Raw genomic sequence first — 14,021 nt, forward strand, 5'->3', positions numbered from 1 at the left:
TCTCTGATGGGCGTTTGGGGATGAGGCGATTGCTTTTTTGTTCCATTAAGCCGGAAGTGGCGTGCTGATAAAATGAAAGTGGTACTTCCGCATGGTGAAAACGGCGGTTTCGTCTCCTCAAAGTGCCACTTTCGTTTGAGGGGAATTTTAGTCGTCTTGCATGAAAGGAAATGTCGGGGAGAATACCCTTGGGGAGAGGTATAAGCAAAAAGGTCTCTGTAGTTGCTACAGAGACCTTTTGTTATAAGGGAATAATCTTTACTCAATGTTCTTGAGGACTGCCAGCAGATGATCCCATACCATCTGTACGGTCGGGATGTGGAGGCGTTCGTCGGGAGTATGTACGTATCTAAGTGTAGGACCGAAGCTGACCATATCCATTTCCGGGTATTTCTCGGAGAAGAGGCCACACTCCAGACCTGCGTGGATGCCGAGTACTTGCGGGTCTTTATTGAAGAGTTTCTTGTATTGTTCTACGGCAACCTTAACCAGTTCGGAGTTCGGATTCATTTTCCATGCAGGATAGCCGTCGTTCTGAATAACCTCTGCACCGGCGAGTTGGAAACAGGCCTTTACGGTGTTTGCCATGTTGGTGAGGTTGCTCATGACGTTAGAACGCTGCGATGCTACGATGACTACCTCGTTCTCTGTACTCTGTACGCTGGCTACGTTGCTTGATGTCTCAACCATGTAGGCAAGAGCTTCGTCCTGACAGGTGGTAAGAGGCCCGTTGTCCATGGCCTGAACGGAGAGAATCAAGTTGCGGGAAACCTGCTGGGGCATAACCGTCTGGCTTTCTGTACTGCCAAGATTCCACACCATAGTGGGGTCGGTTACGTGGAATTCGTCTTCAACGCCTACCGTGAAGATGTTCCAGTCTGCCTTAACCTCTTCCTTGCGGTCGGCAGGTACGGCGAAAATAACCTTGCCGTCGCGCGGGATGGCGTTGTGCATCTTGCCGGAATTCCACTGTGCCAATCGGAGGTCCATCTTCTCTTGCTCGAGATAGAGGAAACGGGAAAGTATCTTGATGGCGTTGGCACGCTTCTTATTGATATCGTCGCCTGAGTGTCCGCCGATAAGGCCCTTGAGACTTGCTTCCATGAAGAAGTAGCCCTGTGGGGCTGCTTCACGGTCGAATTTGAAAGTGGCAGTAGTGGTAATACCACCTGCACAGCTTACAAAGATTTGTCCTTCATCCTCTGAGTCAAGGTTGATGAGGTATTTGGCCGACATGAAACCGGGCTTCATGCCGAATGCGCCGGTCAGTCCGGTCTCCTCGTCGCGCGTGAAAACACACTCTATTGGTCCGTGCTCAATATTGTCGGAGTCGAGCAGGGCAAGCTCCATGGCTACACCGATGCCGTCGTCGGCTCCAAGGGTTGTGCCTTTTGCCTGTAGCCATTCTCCTTCCACATAGGTCTGAATGGCATCCTTGTGGAAGTCAAATTCTATGTCGACCAGTTTGTCGCATACCATGTCCATGTGGCTCTGAAGGGCAACGGTTGGGAGGTGCTCCAACCCCTTGGTGGCAGGCTTGCTGATAATGACATTGCCCGTTTCGTCAACCTTGGTTTCAAAGTTGTGGGACTTGCCAAATTCTTTCAGATACTCAATCATCTTTTCCTCATGCTTGGAAGGACGGGGAATCTGATTGATTTTTGCAAATTGCTCGAACACGCGAGCAGGTTTAAGTTCTACGTTTTCCATATTTTAATAATATTTTGTTTTGATATGTTGTCTATTTATAGTACCTTTGCGGACATAATTAATTGCAAAGATATAGAAAATGGTTGATACTTTGTTATATAGCGTGTTAATAATTGCTATTGCAGTGCTACTGTTTAGCGTACGCGTGATTTTCAAGAAGGGAGGAGCATTTAAGTCGCAGCATATTCACGACAATGCTTACCTTCGCGAGCAGGGTATTCATTGTGTAATAGACCAAGACAAGGAGGCTCGGAACAAAGGAAAAGCCTATTAGGCTATACTTTCGTCGTAGTATGGCGTAAGGGAGAATGTTCTGTTACACCTTAATTAATATAGTAGTATAATAAATAAAATAGGAAATAGAAAATGAAGAGAATTATCGTTACATTGACAATGGCAGCTGTTGCCTTTACTTTTACAGCCTGCAACAATCAGCCAAAGTCTAACGACACAAAGGCGGAAAGCAAGACGGAAAATGTTGCACCGGCAGCGAGCAGTCAGAAGATTGCCTACGTAGAGATTGACTCCATTATGAGCCAGTACACTTATTGGAAGGAGGTTACCAAGCTGATGAGGGCTAAGGAGACGAACATTCAGAAGACCCTTGCAGGCAAGCAGCAGGCCATTCAGCAGGCAGCGGCCAATTTCCAGCAGAATGTTCAGGCAAACAAGTATACGCAGGCGCAGGCGCAGCAAATTCAGGCAAGTATTCAGAAACAGGCACAGGATGCTGACGCGCTTCAGCAGCGTTTGGGAAACGAGTATCAGGCAGAGGTTGCTAAATACAACAAAGCCCTTTCTGATAGTGTCCACAATTATCTGAAGATGTATAATAAGGATAAGAAGTACGCTATGGTGTTGGCAAAGAGCGGTGATAATATTCTCTATGCCGATGGAGCATACGACATCACAAACGAGGTTGTTAAAGGTTTGAATCAGGCGTACAAGGGAATGAAGAAATAGCTCTCTTTAGATGAAGAAATAATAGTCAGTTGACAGTCAGCCGTTTAATGGCTGGCTGTCTTTATTTAGTATGTACTTTTCAAATCGAAGTGCAAAAATATTGTATATTTGTCCCTGTAAAGCTGGGACGGAATTGTGGCAGGAAGCTGTTATGGGTTCTGTCTGGGCGTAGAAACAACAGAATAGTTTATGGATGTTATTGTCGAAAATAGCCTGCGGCTCGTGGTAGCCTTGCTTCTTGGCGGCATTATAGGGCTGGAGAGGGAGTTTCGTGCGAAGGATGCAGGATTCCGTACCCATTTTCTTGTGGCTCTCGGGGCAGCCCTCTTCACTATCATATCGCAGTATGGATTTGGCGACGGGGTGAAAGACACGTCGCGAGTGGCAGCACAGGTTGTATCGGGTATTGGCTTCTTGGGTGCTGGACTTATCGTGTTCCAAAAGAATGTGGTGCGTGGTCTGACTACTGCTGCCGGACTATGGGTAACGGCAGCAGTCGGGATGGCATGTGGAGTAGGGATGTACTGGACGGCCTGCCTCGTTACGGCATTGGTTTTGGCCGGTTTGGAGATTGTCAGCAAGTTTGTTCCCAAACTGGGTACGATGCTTCTTCAGCTTTCGTTCTCCTCACCGTCGCGCGATAGCGTGCGCCAAGTTGTCGATAAAATCAGAAAGGACAGCATGGAAATCAATTCCTACGAACTGAGGGAACGGCGCACCTCCAATGGTGAACTTTTTGAAGTTCACATGGATATTAAGGTGCGCAAGAGCGACCAGAAAGACCGTCTGATGGAGTATATGCAGGATTTTGACGATGTTCTTTTCTCGAATATAGAGTAGCAGAGAAATCAGTATATAGTGTGATATACGCAGCAGCTCACGGCAAGGACTCTCCCGTTTCAGGCGCACGGCGAGGTTTTTTCCTCCTGATTGTTTTTACTGCTAATCTTACAATGGAAGCAGCGATGAACAAACTGTTGAGGGTTATCAGATAGAACCACCACACAAGCGATGAACCACCGCCTGAACGAAAGAAGAAAAGGTAGTAGAGTGGAAGGGAATAGCCCGCGAGGATGCCTGCCATAGCGGTTCCCGTGCGTTTGCCATGCCTTACCGTATAATATAAGGTGAAGGCAATGCATAGGAAGGTGGAAAGATAAAGAAGCTGATTATCGTTCATGTGCTATTTCATTTTCTTTTTCTTCTTTGGCTTTGGTTCGGGCAGCTCCTTGCAGGTCTCGCTGACCAGACGGGAGAGGAACTCGTGGTCGTCGATGTCGGGAATGTAAAAGTAGTTCTTCGCACCCTCGTAGGGAGGACGGAGGTCAATGGTGGGAAGGAGACTGCGGCCTGCTTCGGTAGGCTTTATGTAGAGATGGTCGTCGCAGATGAGACCGAAAATCTTTCCACGGCAGTAGATGGCGTAGTCGCCAAACATCTTTCGGGTAGTGATTTCGCCTGCACCACTGCATTGGTCGGCGATGTACTGGATGAGTTCGGGATTGCTTGCCATAATGTTTAATGAGTTATAGCGGTCATGGAATTATATCATTTTTGTCTGCGCTTTGCTAACTCCTGTTCACATTGTAGGAGAACATCTTCAGGGCTGCCCTTCATTGCCATGGTGGAAAACGAATAGATTGAGCCGGTGGTTTTTAAATTGAACTGCATCACTTTTCTCTTCAACCATGAGGTCTCTTTGGCTATTTCCTTCTTGGGATTTTTGGTGAATATCAAGATTATGATGGCTCCGCTCACATTCTCAATTGCAAACCCTTTAATCTGAGACCATGGAATCACTTTTCCTGCTTTTATAGATAAACCCTGTTCGGAGAACTCTATAAATTTCTGATGATGTAGGCAGAGCCGAATGTCTGAGTAAGCTGCCATTAAGCCGCAACTGCCGAAGAAGAAGATGCCGATGTAAGAAGCGATGTGTCTCATCCAAAGAGGATGACGCATCGTTCCTGGCGTGTCAGAGTTTAACATGAATATGGCTCCAACAACGAACAGCAGGCATATAGCGTATAATTTTAATCTTTTCTTCCAGTCCATATACGTTTTGATTTTTTACTGTTTGACGTGTTTCATACTCAATGCGATGCGGTGACGTCGCTGGTCAACCTGTACCACGCGGACGCGGACGTGCTGATGAAGGCGGACAACCTGTGTAGGGTCGTTGACGAAGCGGTCGGCGATTTGGGAGATGTGAACGAGACCGTCTTGATGCACGCCGATGTCGACGAAGGCGCCGAAGTTGGTGATGTTGGTAACGATACCGGGTAGCTCCATTCCCTCAACGAGGTCGTCGATGGTGTGGACGCTCTTGTCGAACTCGAATACTTCCATCTCTCCGCGCGGGTCTCGGCCGGGCTTTTCCAGCTCCTTCATAATATCGGTTAAAGTCGGGAGTCCTGTCCCGGCGGTAATATAGTCTTGAAGCTGAATGTCCTTTTGCAGGTCGGGGGAGAGTATCAGTTCCTTTACCGTGCAGCCTTGGTCTTTTGCCATCTGCTCCACGATGTGGTAGCTCTCGGGATGGACGGCCGTGTTGTCAAGCGGATTCACGGCCCCGGGGATGCGGAGGAAGCCCGCGCACTGCTGATAAGCTACGCTGCCGAGACGGGGCACTTTCTTGAGCTGCGCACGTGAGGTGAACGCTCCGTGCTCCCGGCGATAGTCTACGATGTTCTGCGCCAAGGCAGGCCCGAGACCGCTGACGTAGGTGAGGAGGTGCTTGGAGGCCGTGTTGAGGTTGACGCCCACTTGGTTGACGCAGCTCACGACGGTCTGGTCGAGCGAGTGCCTGAGCTTCGGCTGGTCTACGTCGTGCTGATATTGTCCGATGCCGATGCTCTTGGGGTCTATCTTCACCAGTTCGGCAAGCGGGTCCATGAGCCTGCGCCCGATGGAGACGGCCCCACGGGTGGTTACGTCCTCGCTGGGGAACTCCTCACGGGCCGCGGCGGAGGCGGAGTAGACGGAGGCACCGTCCTCGCTGACAACGTATATCTGCGGTCTTGGTGATTGCTCATCTATCTGCTCGATGACTTCACGGACGAATGTTTCCGATTCCCGCTTGCCGTGCCGTTGCCAATGGCTATGGCCTCGATGCCGAAGTCTTTTATCATGCGCAGTGTGGCTATGGTGGCCTGTGCATAGAGCCGCTTGGGCGGATGGGGATAGATAATCTCGTGGTGGAGGAGGTTGCCCTGCCCGTCGAGGCAGGCTGTCTTGCAGCCGTTGGCAAAGCCGGGGTCGAGGGCGAGGACGCGCTTCTGGCCGAGCGGGGCGGAGAGCAGGAGCTGGCGTAGATTCTCTGCAAACACGCGGATGGCCTCGTCGTCGGCACGTTCCTTGCTGAGGGTGGCGAATTCGTTCTCTATGCTCGGGTTGATGAGCCGCTTGAAGCTGTCGGCCACGGCCTCGGCCACGAGTGTCTGGCAGGCTCCGCGTCCGCGGACGAACTGACGGCAGAGCCGCTCCGTGCACTCCTCGCCGTCAACGGAGATGCTTATGCGCAGGATGCCTGCCGCCTCGCCGCGGCGCATGGCGAGCATGCGGTGGGAGGTGCACCGGCGGAGCGGTTCGGAGAAGTCAAAGTAGTCGGAGAACTTCTGCGCCTCGTCCGTGTCTTCCTTCTTCTTGACGACTTTCGAGGCGATGACGGCTGCGCGGCGGTAGGCCGCCCGGACGGTGTTGCGTGCCTGTTGGTCTTCCGACACCTGCTCGGCTATGATGTCCTTGGCACCTTGCAGGGCGGCTTCAGCATTGGGAATGTCGCCTTTGACGAACCGGGCTGCGGCACGTTCAGGTGCCTGTTCCCTTTGCAGGAGCAGGAGTGTGGCGAGCGGCCCGAGTCCGTGCCCGAGGGCTGTCTGCGCCCTTGTCCGGCGTCTTGGCTTGAAGGGCAGATAGATGTCTTCGAGTTCGGTGAGATTCCAGCAACTCTCAATCTTTTTTTCAAGCTCGGGCGTGAGCCTTTCCTGCGCGCGGATGGTTTTGAGGATGGTTTCCTTGCGCCGGCCGAGTTCTTTCAGGCGGTCGTTCATCTCGCTGATGCGCGTTATCTGAACCTCGTCGAGGTTTCCCGTGCGCTCCTTGCGGTAGCGTGCTATGAAGGGGATGGTGCAGCCCTCGTCGAGCAGCGTCAGCGTCGCGTCGACGCTCTTCTCCGGCAGCGAGAGCGTGCGTGCTATGTGTGCGGTGTATTTGTTCATGAAAAGAGTCTCCGTATCTCCCTGTGGGAGCGGAATGTTTTATGTGTTTATGATTAGGGTTGTCTTAATATATAATATGATGTACTTGCCTCTCTTCCACGCAATCCATAACTGGGTAAACGGGCTGTGTTTTTTACCACTGGGTGGTAATCGGTTTACCATCGTGTGGTAATCGGATTACCATCGTGTGGTAATTGGATTACCATCGGGTGGTAATTTTAGGAAGGTCAGGTGTCGTAGAATCGAAGGCAATCCTGATAGCCGTCGAACTCTATGTCGTCAGTGTAGCCATAGTCCTTGAAAAGCTGGCGAATCCATTTCTGCTGCTCGGGCATGAGCCTGCGTTTGCCGTGCAGGTAGCGGTAGTATGTTCCGTTGCCGTGCAGGAAGCTGGCGATGTCGGAGCGGATGGAAGAGGCGTGGCGTGCCTTCACGTTGCGGAAGATGTTTTCGAATCCTACTGCCGTGCGCACTATCTCTATCGGGTGGAAGCAGGGACATTTCTTCTGCCTGAGCACGGCCGGGACTACGCTGTAGGCCATGTATTCGCCGTCGGGCAGCGTCCGGGCGGCTTTGTAGCGCAGACATTCGTCCTTGCGGCTGCACTGGTCGAGGAAGCAGACGGCCCATCTTATGGGGAGGTCTTCGTATTTTGGTTCTATCATGATGTTTGGATTTTGTTGTTATGGATATTGTTGTTTTATCGTCTTCTGATGATGAAGCGGCCTATTCGGTGGGGCTTTTTCTGCTTGCGCAGGTGTACTCGCAGCATGTAGACGCCGTCGGGCAGGCAGGCGATGTTCAGGCTGAGGCCGCCGGCGGTGGGAAGCATGCGGAGGCGTTGGCCCTGAAGGCTTTCGGCGATGTAGTAGCCGGCGTCTGTCTTTTCCGCGTCGCCCGGCAGCTGCAGCGTCCGTCCGTCGTTTGCCATGAAGCCGCCGTGGCTATGATGGTGCGTTGGTTTCCTGCAGCGGCCTGCTTTCGTTGCCGAATCTGTCCATGGCGGTGATGGCAAAGTAGCGTCTGTTCCGCTTTTCCGGTTCCATTCTTATATAGAAGGCTTTCCTGCCGAGCCGTTGGGCGACGAGGTTGCGCGGGTCTGTAACGTCGACGGGAAACCGGTCGCTCATGTATATGTTGTAGTAGGGGGAGTTGCCTTGCCAGCGAAATTCTACGATGTTTCTCTCGTGGAAGGCTGAGAGCCGGTTGTCCGTGAATAGCGGGGTGGGCGGAAGGGGCTGCATCGTGCTGCTCCGGCTCATGGCAGGGGGCAGGGCGGCCGATGTGTTGAAGAGTCGCTCGTGGTCGTAGACTCCCTGCAGGTTGGCGGCGAGGAACTTGGCCCGGAAGTGTGCGTGCCCCATGCCGAGGCTCCGGCTTACGCTCATTTGCCTTGTGAGGTCGGCCATCGTCCAGTTGCCCTCGGTGGGCGAGAGGAAGTAGGTTCCCAGTCCCGATATGACGTCTCCCCCGTGGCTGTTCTCCATCCAGTCGGCACAGAACGGGAAGTAATTGTCGCCGCGGAAGTACTGCATGGGGTAGAGCTGGTCCATCAGTCCCGTTCGCAGCCACGCCTGAGCATCCTGAAAGACCCTGTCGCGCGCATTGTAGTTTTTCGAGGAATATCTGCTGAGGTCGGAGTGTTTCCCGATGGGCGAGCACGATATTTTCAGCCAAGGCTTCATCGGCTTTACGCGGTCGTGAATGGCCTGTACTATCCGGGTTATGTTCCTCCGCCTGTTGTCCGGCGTATCGCCGTTCCTGCCGCTTGGGCGCGGCCATCCGTCGGGATACCTTATATAGTCGAGGTTGATGCCGTCCACGTCGTACTTTTCTGCAATCTCCGCGCAGATGTCTGCAAGGTAGCCTGCCGTCCGGCTGTCGTCGGGACTCATGTATGCTCCCGTGGAGAAGCGTCTTATCTTGTATCCCCGGGCTGCGAGCCTGCGGCATCCGAGCGACTTCCATTCGCCTGCCGGCATGGCCGCAATCCATGCGTGCAGCTCCATGCCGCGCCTGTGGCACTCGTCTATGGCAAAGCGCAGGGGGTCGTAGCCGGGCGAGCCGTCCTCCTTTCCCGTGAGACATTTGTCCCACGGCTCGATGGCGGAGGGGTAGATTACGGCTGCTCGCACCCTGACCTGTAGAAGTACGGTGTTGATGTTGGCCTTGGCGAACTTGTCGAGCAGTTCCGTCAGCTCCTGCTTTTGCCGTATCATCGTCTGTTGGGATGTCGCCCGTGTTCTCGGCCAGTCCAGATTGGAGAATGTCGTAAGCCAGACAGCTCTGGTCTCGCGCTTGGGGGCAGCCTGAAGGTTGAAGTTTACAAAGGCCTTGGCCTGCTTTTCCTGCGGTCGGAGAAGAAAGGGAAAGCAGCATAAGAGGGAGAGTAAAACTACTTTTTTCATAAGTGATGGCAAATCAAATGCCCATAAAGGGGCATCTTGTTTTTATTTTTTAGTTTACAAAGATAATCAAATATTTCTGTAATTCAAATAATTCATCTACCTTTGTGATAGATTTATATGATGAACAAAAAAGATTTCATTCGGTCTCTCGTCAGCCCCTTGCCCGGCAAGGCGTGGAGGCGGCCGGACATTGTCGTCCGTCCCTGCGGCCGGGTGCAGTATCTGAAAGGGTAAAGCCTGCAGGAACATGGTATTGACATTGTATTTTAGTCTAAATAATTATAACACAAATAAAGTCATTATGAAGAAAAGATTATTGCTTCTGGCGACAGCATTTTTGCTGACATTGGGCGTAAGCGCACAATTCCAAGAGGGAAAAGGATATTTGGGGGCATCTGTAACAGGGTTTGACCTTCATTATAATGGACAGGACGGGTTCAACTTGGGGGTAGAGGCCAAAGCCGGCTATTTGGCTTGGGACGACGTAATGCTTCTGGCAACGGTAAGCGCAGAGCACAATGGGTCGGAGGCTGTGGCAGACCATATAGCGTTGGGAGCTGGTGCCCGTTACTATATTACGCAGAACGGACTCTATCTGGGGGCAAACTGCAAATTCTTGCACGCCAATCACAGCTATAACGATGTGATGCCGGGTGCGGAAGTCGGCTATGCGTTCTTCATCAACCGTTCCGTGACGATAGAGCCTGCCGTCTACTATGATCATTCATTCAAAAATTCCGACTATTCTACCATTGGCTTTAAGGTAGGCTTGGGTATCTATCTGTTCGACGATTAATCCTTTCGGCAACATATAAATGCAGCAATATCCATCATTGTTGTTAGAACGGGCTGTAGATGAGTTCTCCGAATTGCCCGGAGTCGGGCGCAAAACGGCCCTGCGCCTGATGCTCCATCTGCTGCGGCAAACACCTGAGGCCGTGGACGAGTTTGCCGATGCCGTGCGTAAGGCGCGGCACGAGATTAAGCATTGCACGGTCTGCCACAACATTTCGGATACTGAGATTTGTCCTATTTGCAGGGACACTCGCCGGGACTCTGGTCTTCTCTGTGTCGTTGAGAACATTCAGGATGTCATGGCAATAGAGAATACCCAGCAGTTTTTTGGCAAGTATCATGTTTTGGGTGGGGTCATCTCGCCCATGGACGGAGTGGGGCCCAATGATTTGGAAATCGATTCTTTGGTAGAGCGGGTAAGGGAAGGCGGCGTCCGGGAGGTCATCCTTGCATTGTCAAGCACTATGGAGGGCGATACGACAAATTTCTATATTTCCAAGAGAATAAAGGATTTTGACGTGAAGGTTTCGGTCATTGCCCGTGGAATCTCTGTGGGAGACGAGTTGGAGTATACCGATGAGGTTACGTTGGGTAGGAGTATACTTAACCGAACGGCCTTGGATACGTAGAAGATATTAATATGCGCGAAGTTAGAAAGATTTTATTGTCCGAGTATTATGTAACCATCCTGCTGATTATATGTTTGGCTGCGTTGTTTGAGAGCGGTGTGCTGCCTTCCGGGGAATGGTTTGGCGAAGAGTATAATACATTGTTAATGATGGTACAAGTCATCATGCAGCTTGCCACCTTGGCATTGATGCCCCTTGCGCTTTATCTGTTTAGGATTAGGAAAATACAGGCAGCCAATGACGGAGAAGGAGAAGACTGCATGCGAAAGCGGTTTCTGACATGGTCGGTTGTGAGAATGTCCATGCTATGTGTACCCATGCTGCTGAACACGTTGTTTTATTATATGTTTGGCTCTTTAAGTGGATTCTTTTATTTGGCTTGATTCTTTTTCTTGCAAGTATCTTTGTTTATCCTACCGAAGGCAGATGTTCACGGGAGTTTCAGCTCTTCTGCAGACAGGGGGGCGAATAGAAGGTGTGCTCACTTTTTTATAGCGAAAACACAATACAATGAAGTTAAGTGTCATAATTGTCAATTATAATGTCAAATTCTATTTAGGGCAATGCCTGTATAGCTTGGAAAGGGCATTGTCGGGCATTGAAGCTGAGGTTTACGTGGTTGACAATCATTCTAAGGATGGGTCTTTGGGGTATCTCAAAAAAAGATTCCCCAAGGTTCATTATATAGCATCCATGCACAATTTGGGATTTGCACGCGCTAACAACTTGGCAATCCGCAGGTCTGAAGGAGAATATGTTCTGTTGCTGAATCCGGACACTTGGATAGGTGAAAACGTTCTTTCCGATGTGTTGGGCTTTATGGATTTGCATCCGGATGCGGGAAGTCTGGGGGTACAGATGCTCAACTCTGATGGCAGGAAGGCAAAAGAAAGCAGAAGAGGTCTTCCAACGCCGATGGTTTCATTTTATAAAATGATAGGCTTGTGCAGCCGGTTTCCCAAGCATCCACGGATGGGCGCATACTATATGGGCGACATTCCATGGGACAAGCCTGTTCGGATTGATGTCGTCAGTGGAGCTTTTTGTCTTCTTCGTCGTTCGGCATTGAACAAGGCAGGATTGTTGGATGAAGATTTTTTCATGTATGGAGAAGACATTGACTTGAGCTTTCGCATCCTCAAAAGTGGCTATGCCAATTGGTACTATCCTGCAAAGATTCTTCACTATAAGGGCGAGAGCACGCAGAAGTCAAGTTTCCGGTACGTACATGTCTTCTATGATGCTATGTTGATTTTTTTCCGCAAGCATTATGGAAGCATGAGCTTCCTTTTGAGCATACCTATAAAGATAGCAATTTACTGCAAGGCATTTACTTCGCTGGTTGGGATGTTGTACAGCAGAATCCTAAAATCATTGGGCTTGTTCCGGCCCGGTCGGAAATACAATCCGAAGTTTATATTTATAGGTGAAAGGGATATGCAGGCTAATTTCAAGTCAATAGCAGACAGGTTGGGGTTATCTGCACAATTCATTACTGCGAACCGCGTCCGTTTTCCGAAAGGACACTTGGAGTTTATGGGAGAAAGTGATAATGCAGGACGGCAGGTGTATGTTGTTTATGATGATGGGGCATACCGCTATGCAGACATTCTTGATATATTTTCAGATTCTCCAATGGATAATGTATATATCGGAATATACAATCGCCAATCTAAATGTATCATTACGGGAGAAGAGGTTCTAAAATGATGGATATTCAAAATGCAAATTGTGAAATACGTCTTCGTGCCATGGAGCCAGAGGATTTGGATTTACTATATTCTTTGGAAAACGACATGGAGCTTTGGAACATTGGAGGAACAAATGTCCCATATAGCAGGTATGTACTGAGGGATTATATTGCCAATGCTACAAATGATATATACCGTGACGGACAGGTAAGAATGATGGTTGAAACACAGGCAGGCAGGGTTGTAGGCATCGTTGACCTGATTAATTTCGACCCAAAGAATCAGAGGGCAGAATTGGGGATAGCTATTCTCAAGGAATTCCGGGGTAGGGGATATGGACGGGCGACTATCAGTCAGATGTTAAGATACGGAAATGACATATTGCATTTGCATCAGATATATGCCTATGTTGATATTGGCAATAGGATTTCTCTTAATTGTCTTAAATCCCTTGGCTTTAATGAGAAAGCTGTTCTTACAGATTGGTTGCGTTTTGGAAATGGCTATCGTGATGCTATCTTGCTGCAACATTTTTTGTAAAAAACTTCAGTAACTCCTTGGCAGGTTTATTTTTTATTACTATCTTTGCACTCGCAAAACGGAAGAGCGACTTTTTTTCTAAAGCAAAAAGGTGCGTTAGTTCAGTTGGTTAGAATGCCTGCCTGTCACGCAGGAGGTCACGAGTTCGAGTCTCGTACGCACCGCATAGTTCATCCGTTTTCACCATTGGTGCGTTAGTTCAGTTGGTTAGAATGCCTGCCTGTCACGCAGGAGGTCACGAGTTCGAGTCTCGTACGCACCGCAGAAATCCGAAGTTCTACTTCGGATTTTTTTGTTGATATAAGCTGTATAAGAAATAATGGACGGCGCAAAGGTAATAGGCGTGAATAATTTGCTTTGCAGACAATTACATTTCTGGCATATTGGCCATAATCAACGATAGAGGTAATGCTATGGCTATACCAAAGTATCGTTTTCGCTCTTTCAAAACGGCACTTTCATGTAGTGAAAATGGTACTTTGATTATATTGGTAAAGCATGTAGTCTCTGACAATCTGAAACATCTGTACAATCATGCTTTTCTTTTTTCCGTTTTATGATATAAAGACAGCGTGAAATCTATCGCTTTCTTCTCCAGTCTCTTCGACAGAATAACCCCGTTAAACTCAAAACTCTACTAAGCAGGAAGATTTTCAACTTTTATATAGTTGAATATATACTGAACTTTCAGAACTGGGAATAATAGGGGAATGTGAGTAAATTTATCTGACAACATCATACCCCAACAAGCTGAGTTGGGTGAATTGGAGGACAAGACATAGTAAGCAAGTAATAGAAATACAATAGAGTGCCGAAGGAAAATAGCTTTGTCAGACACTAAAGGACATTTTGACTAAAGTAGTCAATTAGTTATGAACTTGATAGTTGCCTTGCACCCTTGTGTAAAAAACAAGCCGAGAGAGAACTTTTCCCTCTATTTCTTGCCATTATCAAGAAAAAGGAGTATATTTGCAAGCGAAGATAGGGATGGATGTTCAAACCACTACCTCCCCCGTAATACTTAAAAACAGCAAATTGCAGCATGAAAACGGCAGCGAAACACCG

The 14,021-nt window shown here is 49.4% G+C and carries 15 protein-coding genes, 2 tRNA genes and 1 pseudogene; 10 read left to right on the forward strand and 8 right to left on the reverse strand.

The window, feature by feature from the left end:
- Window positions 1-258 precede the first annotated feature (258 nt).
- Window positions 259-1,710: an aminoacyl-histidine dipeptidase gene (locus JCM15908_RS03030; protein WP_025002220.1), complete on the reverse strand. Its 1,452-nt coding sequence runs from the start codon at window positions 1,708-1,710 to the stop codon at window positions 259-261.
- Between the two features lie 79 nt (window positions 1,711-1,789).
- Between JCM15908_RS03030 and JCM15908_RS15355 the strand changes: the two genes are divergently transcribed.
- The 3 genes from JCM15908_RS15355 (at window position 1,790) to JCM15908_RS03045 (ending at window position 3,513) form a co-directional block, all read left to right on the forward strand.
- Window positions 1,790-1,984 (forward strand): hypothetical protein, encoded by a 195-nt coding sequence (locus tag JCM15908_RS15355; RefSeq protein ID WP_025002221.1) that lies wholly within the window; start codon window positions 1,790-1,792, stop codon window positions 1,982-1,984.
- 92 nt (window positions 1,985-2,076) lie between these two features.
- Window positions 2,077-2,673 carry an OmpH/Skp family outer membrane protein gene (locus tag JCM15908_RS03040; protein ID WP_025002222.1) on the forward strand — a complete coding sequence of 199 codons (597 nt, stop codon included), beginning with the start codon at window positions 2,077-2,079 and terminating at the stop codon, window positions 2,671-2,673.
- A gap of 189 nt (window positions 2,674-2,862) precedes the next feature.
- Window positions 2,863-3,513 carry an MgtC/SapB family protein gene (locus JCM15908_RS03045; protein ID WP_025002223.1) on the forward strand — a complete coding sequence of 217 codons (651 nt, stop codon included), beginning with the start codon at window positions 2,863-2,865 and terminating at the stop codon, window positions 3,511-3,513.
- Window positions 3,514-3,550: 37 nt separating this feature from the next.
- On the opposite strand, the gene JCM15908_RS14530 is transcribed toward JCM15908_RS03045, so the two are convergent.
- The 7 genes and pseudogenes from JCM15908_RS14530 to JCM15908_RS11950 form a co-directional block, all read right to left on the reverse strand.
- On the reverse strand, window positions 3,551-3,853 hold the full coding sequence (locus JCM15908_RS14530; RefSeq protein ID WP_148295500.1) for a conjugal transfer protein: 303 nt from the start codon (window positions 3,851-3,853) through the stop codon (window positions 3,551-3,553).
- 3 nt (window positions 3,854-3,856) lie between these two features.
- The gene (locus JCM15908_RS03050) at window positions 3,857-4,186 is read right to left on the reverse strand and encodes a TfoX/Sxy family protein (protein WP_025002224.1); all 330 of its coding nucleotides are present in this window, start codon (window positions 4,184-4,186) and stop codon (window positions 3,857-3,859) included.
- Window positions 4,187-4,221: 35 nt separating this feature from the next.
- Entirely contained in the window at window positions 4,222-4,728 is a 507-nt protein-coding gene (locus tag JCM15908_RS03055; RefSeq protein WP_025002225.1) for an STM3941 family protein, read from the reverse strand.
- 15 nt (window positions 4,729-4,743) lie between these two features.
- Window positions 4,744-6,893, reverse strand: a pseudogene (locus JCM15908_RS11945) (Tex family protein).
- 227 nt (window positions 6,894-7,120) lie between these two features.
- The gene (locus JCM15908_RS03065; RefSeq protein WP_234396358.1) at window positions 7,121-7,558 is read right to left on the reverse strand and encodes a DUF6078 family protein; all 438 of its coding nucleotides are present in this window, start codon (window positions 7,556-7,558) and stop codon (window positions 7,121-7,123) included.
- 35 nt (window positions 7,559-7,593) lie between these two features.
- Window positions 7,594-7,908 (reverse strand): hypothetical protein, encoded by a 315-nt coding sequence (locus tag JCM15908_RS14995; protein ID WP_234396365.1) that lies wholly within the window; start codon window positions 7,906-7,908, stop codon window positions 7,594-7,596.
- Complete coding sequence (locus JCM15908_RS11950) at window positions 7,838-9,301, reverse strand: glycoside hydrolase family 10-like protein (RefSeq protein ID WP_234396359.1); 1,464 nt, start codon at window positions 9,299-9,301, stop codon at window positions 7,838-7,840. The genes JCM15908_RS14995 and JCM15908_RS11950 overlap by 71 nt, the downstream gene beginning before the upstream one ends.
- 301 nt (window positions 9,302-9,602) lie before the next feature.
- On the opposite strand from JCM15908_RS11950, the gene JCM15908_RS03075 reads away from it, so the two are divergent.
- The 7 genes from JCM15908_RS03075 (at window position 9,603) to JCM15908_RS03105 (ending at window position 13,218) form a co-directional block, all read left to right on the forward strand.
- Complete coding sequence (locus tag JCM15908_RS03075; protein ID WP_025002227.1) at window positions 9,603-10,097, forward strand: hypothetical protein; 495 nt, start codon at window positions 9,603-9,605, stop codon at window positions 10,095-10,097.
- Between the two features lie 19 nt (window positions 10,098-10,116).
- On the forward strand, window positions 10,117-10,725 hold the full coding sequence (gene recR / locus JCM15908_RS03080) for a recombination mediator RecR (protein WP_025002228.1): 609 nt from the start codon (window positions 10,117-10,119) through the stop codon (window positions 10,723-10,725).
- Window positions 10,726-10,736: 11 nt separating this feature from the next.
- Window positions 10,737-11,108 (forward strand): hypothetical protein, encoded by a 372-nt coding sequence (locus JCM15908_RS11955; protein WP_051530748.1) that lies wholly within the window; start codon window positions 10,737-10,739, stop codon window positions 11,106-11,108.
- Window positions 11,109-11,235: 127 nt separating this feature from the next.
- Window positions 11,236-12,435 carry a glycosyltransferase family 2 protein gene (locus JCM15908_RS03090; RefSeq protein ID WP_025002229.1) on the forward strand — a complete coding sequence of 400 codons (1,200 nt, stop codon included), beginning with the start codon at window positions 11,236-11,238 and terminating at the stop codon, window positions 12,433-12,435.
- The gene (locus JCM15908_RS03095) at window positions 12,432-12,956 is read left to right on the forward strand and encodes a GNAT family N-acetyltransferase (RefSeq protein WP_306303698.1); all 525 of its coding nucleotides are present in this window, start codon (window positions 12,432-12,434) and stop codon (window positions 12,954-12,956) included. The genes JCM15908_RS03090 and JCM15908_RS03095 overlap by 4 nt, the downstream gene beginning before the upstream one ends.
- Before the next feature lie 90 nt (window positions 12,957-13,046).
- Window positions 13,047-13,120 (forward strand) — tRNA-Asp (locus JCM15908_RS03100).
- A gap of 24 nt (window positions 13,121-13,144) precedes the next feature.
- Window positions 13,145-13,218: transfer RNA gene (locus JCM15908_RS03105), tRNA-Asp, on the forward strand.
- The last annotated feature ends 803 nt before the right edge of the window (window positions 13,219-14,021 follow it).

Origin of the sequence: Prevotella dentasini JCM 15908, assembly GCF_000614065.1 — a bacterium.
Lineage (GTDB): Bacteria > Bacteroidota > Bacteroidia > Bacteroidales > Bacteroidaceae > Prevotella > Prevotella dentasini.

What these genes read in the sequence shown, in the direction of transcription:
- JCM15908_RS03030 (WP_025002220.1), bottom strand. Translation starts at nt 1,710, where the DNA reads ATGGAAAACGTAGAACTTAAACCTGCTCGCGTGTTCGAGCAATTTGCA.
- JCM15908_RS15355 (WP_025002221.1), top strand. Translation starts at nt 1,790, where the DNA reads ATGGTTGATACTTTGTTATATAGCGTGTTAATAATTGCTATTGCAGTG.
- JCM15908_RS03040 (WP_025002222.1), top strand. Translation starts at nt 2,077, where the DNA reads ATGAAGAGAATTATCGTTACATTGACAATGGCAGCTGTTGCCTTTACT.
- JCM15908_RS03045 (WP_025002223.1), top strand. Translation starts at nt 2,863, where the DNA reads ATGGATGTTATTGTCGAAAATAGCCTGCGGCTCGTGGTAGCCTTGCTT.
- JCM15908_RS14530 (WP_148295500.1), bottom strand. Translation starts at nt 3,853, where the DNA reads ATGAACGATAATCAGCTTCTTTATCTTTCCACCTTCCTATGCATTGCC.
- JCM15908_RS03050 (WP_025002224.1), bottom strand. Translation starts at nt 4,186, where the DNA reads ATGGCAAGCAATCCCGAACTCATCCAGTACATCGCCGACCAATGCAGT.
- JCM15908_RS03055 (WP_025002225.1), bottom strand. Translation starts at nt 4,728, where the DNA reads ATGGACTGGAAGAAAAGATTAAAATTATACGCTATATGCCTGCTGTTC.
- JCM15908_RS03065 (WP_234396358.1), bottom strand. Translation starts at nt 7,558, where the DNA reads ATGATAGAACCAAAATACGAAGACCTCCCCATAAGATGGGCCGTCTGC.
- JCM15908_RS11950 (WP_234396359.1), bottom strand. Translation starts at nt 9,301, where the DNA reads ATGAAAAAAGTAGTTTTACTCTCCCTCTTATGCTGCTTTCCCTTTCTT.
- JCM15908_RS03075 (WP_025002227.1), top strand. Translation starts at nt 9,603, where the DNA reads ATGAAGAAAAGATTATTGCTTCTGGCGACAGCATTTTTGCTGACATTG.
- recR (WP_025002228.1), top strand. Translation starts at nt 10,117, where the DNA reads ATGCAGCAATATCCATCATTGTTGTTAGAACGGGCTGTAGATGAGTTC.
- JCM15908_RS11955 (WP_051530748.1), top strand. Translation starts at nt 10,737, where the DNA reads ATGCGCGAAGTTAGAAAGATTTTATTGTCCGAGTATTATGTAACCATC.
- JCM15908_RS03090 (WP_025002229.1), top strand. Translation starts at nt 11,236, where the DNA reads ATGAAGTTAAGTGTCATAATTGTCAATTATAATGTCAAATTCTATTTA.
- JCM15908_RS03095 (WP_306303698.1), top strand. Translation starts at nt 12,432, where the DNA reads ATGATGGATATTCAAAATGCAAATTGTGAAATACGTCTTCGTGCCATG.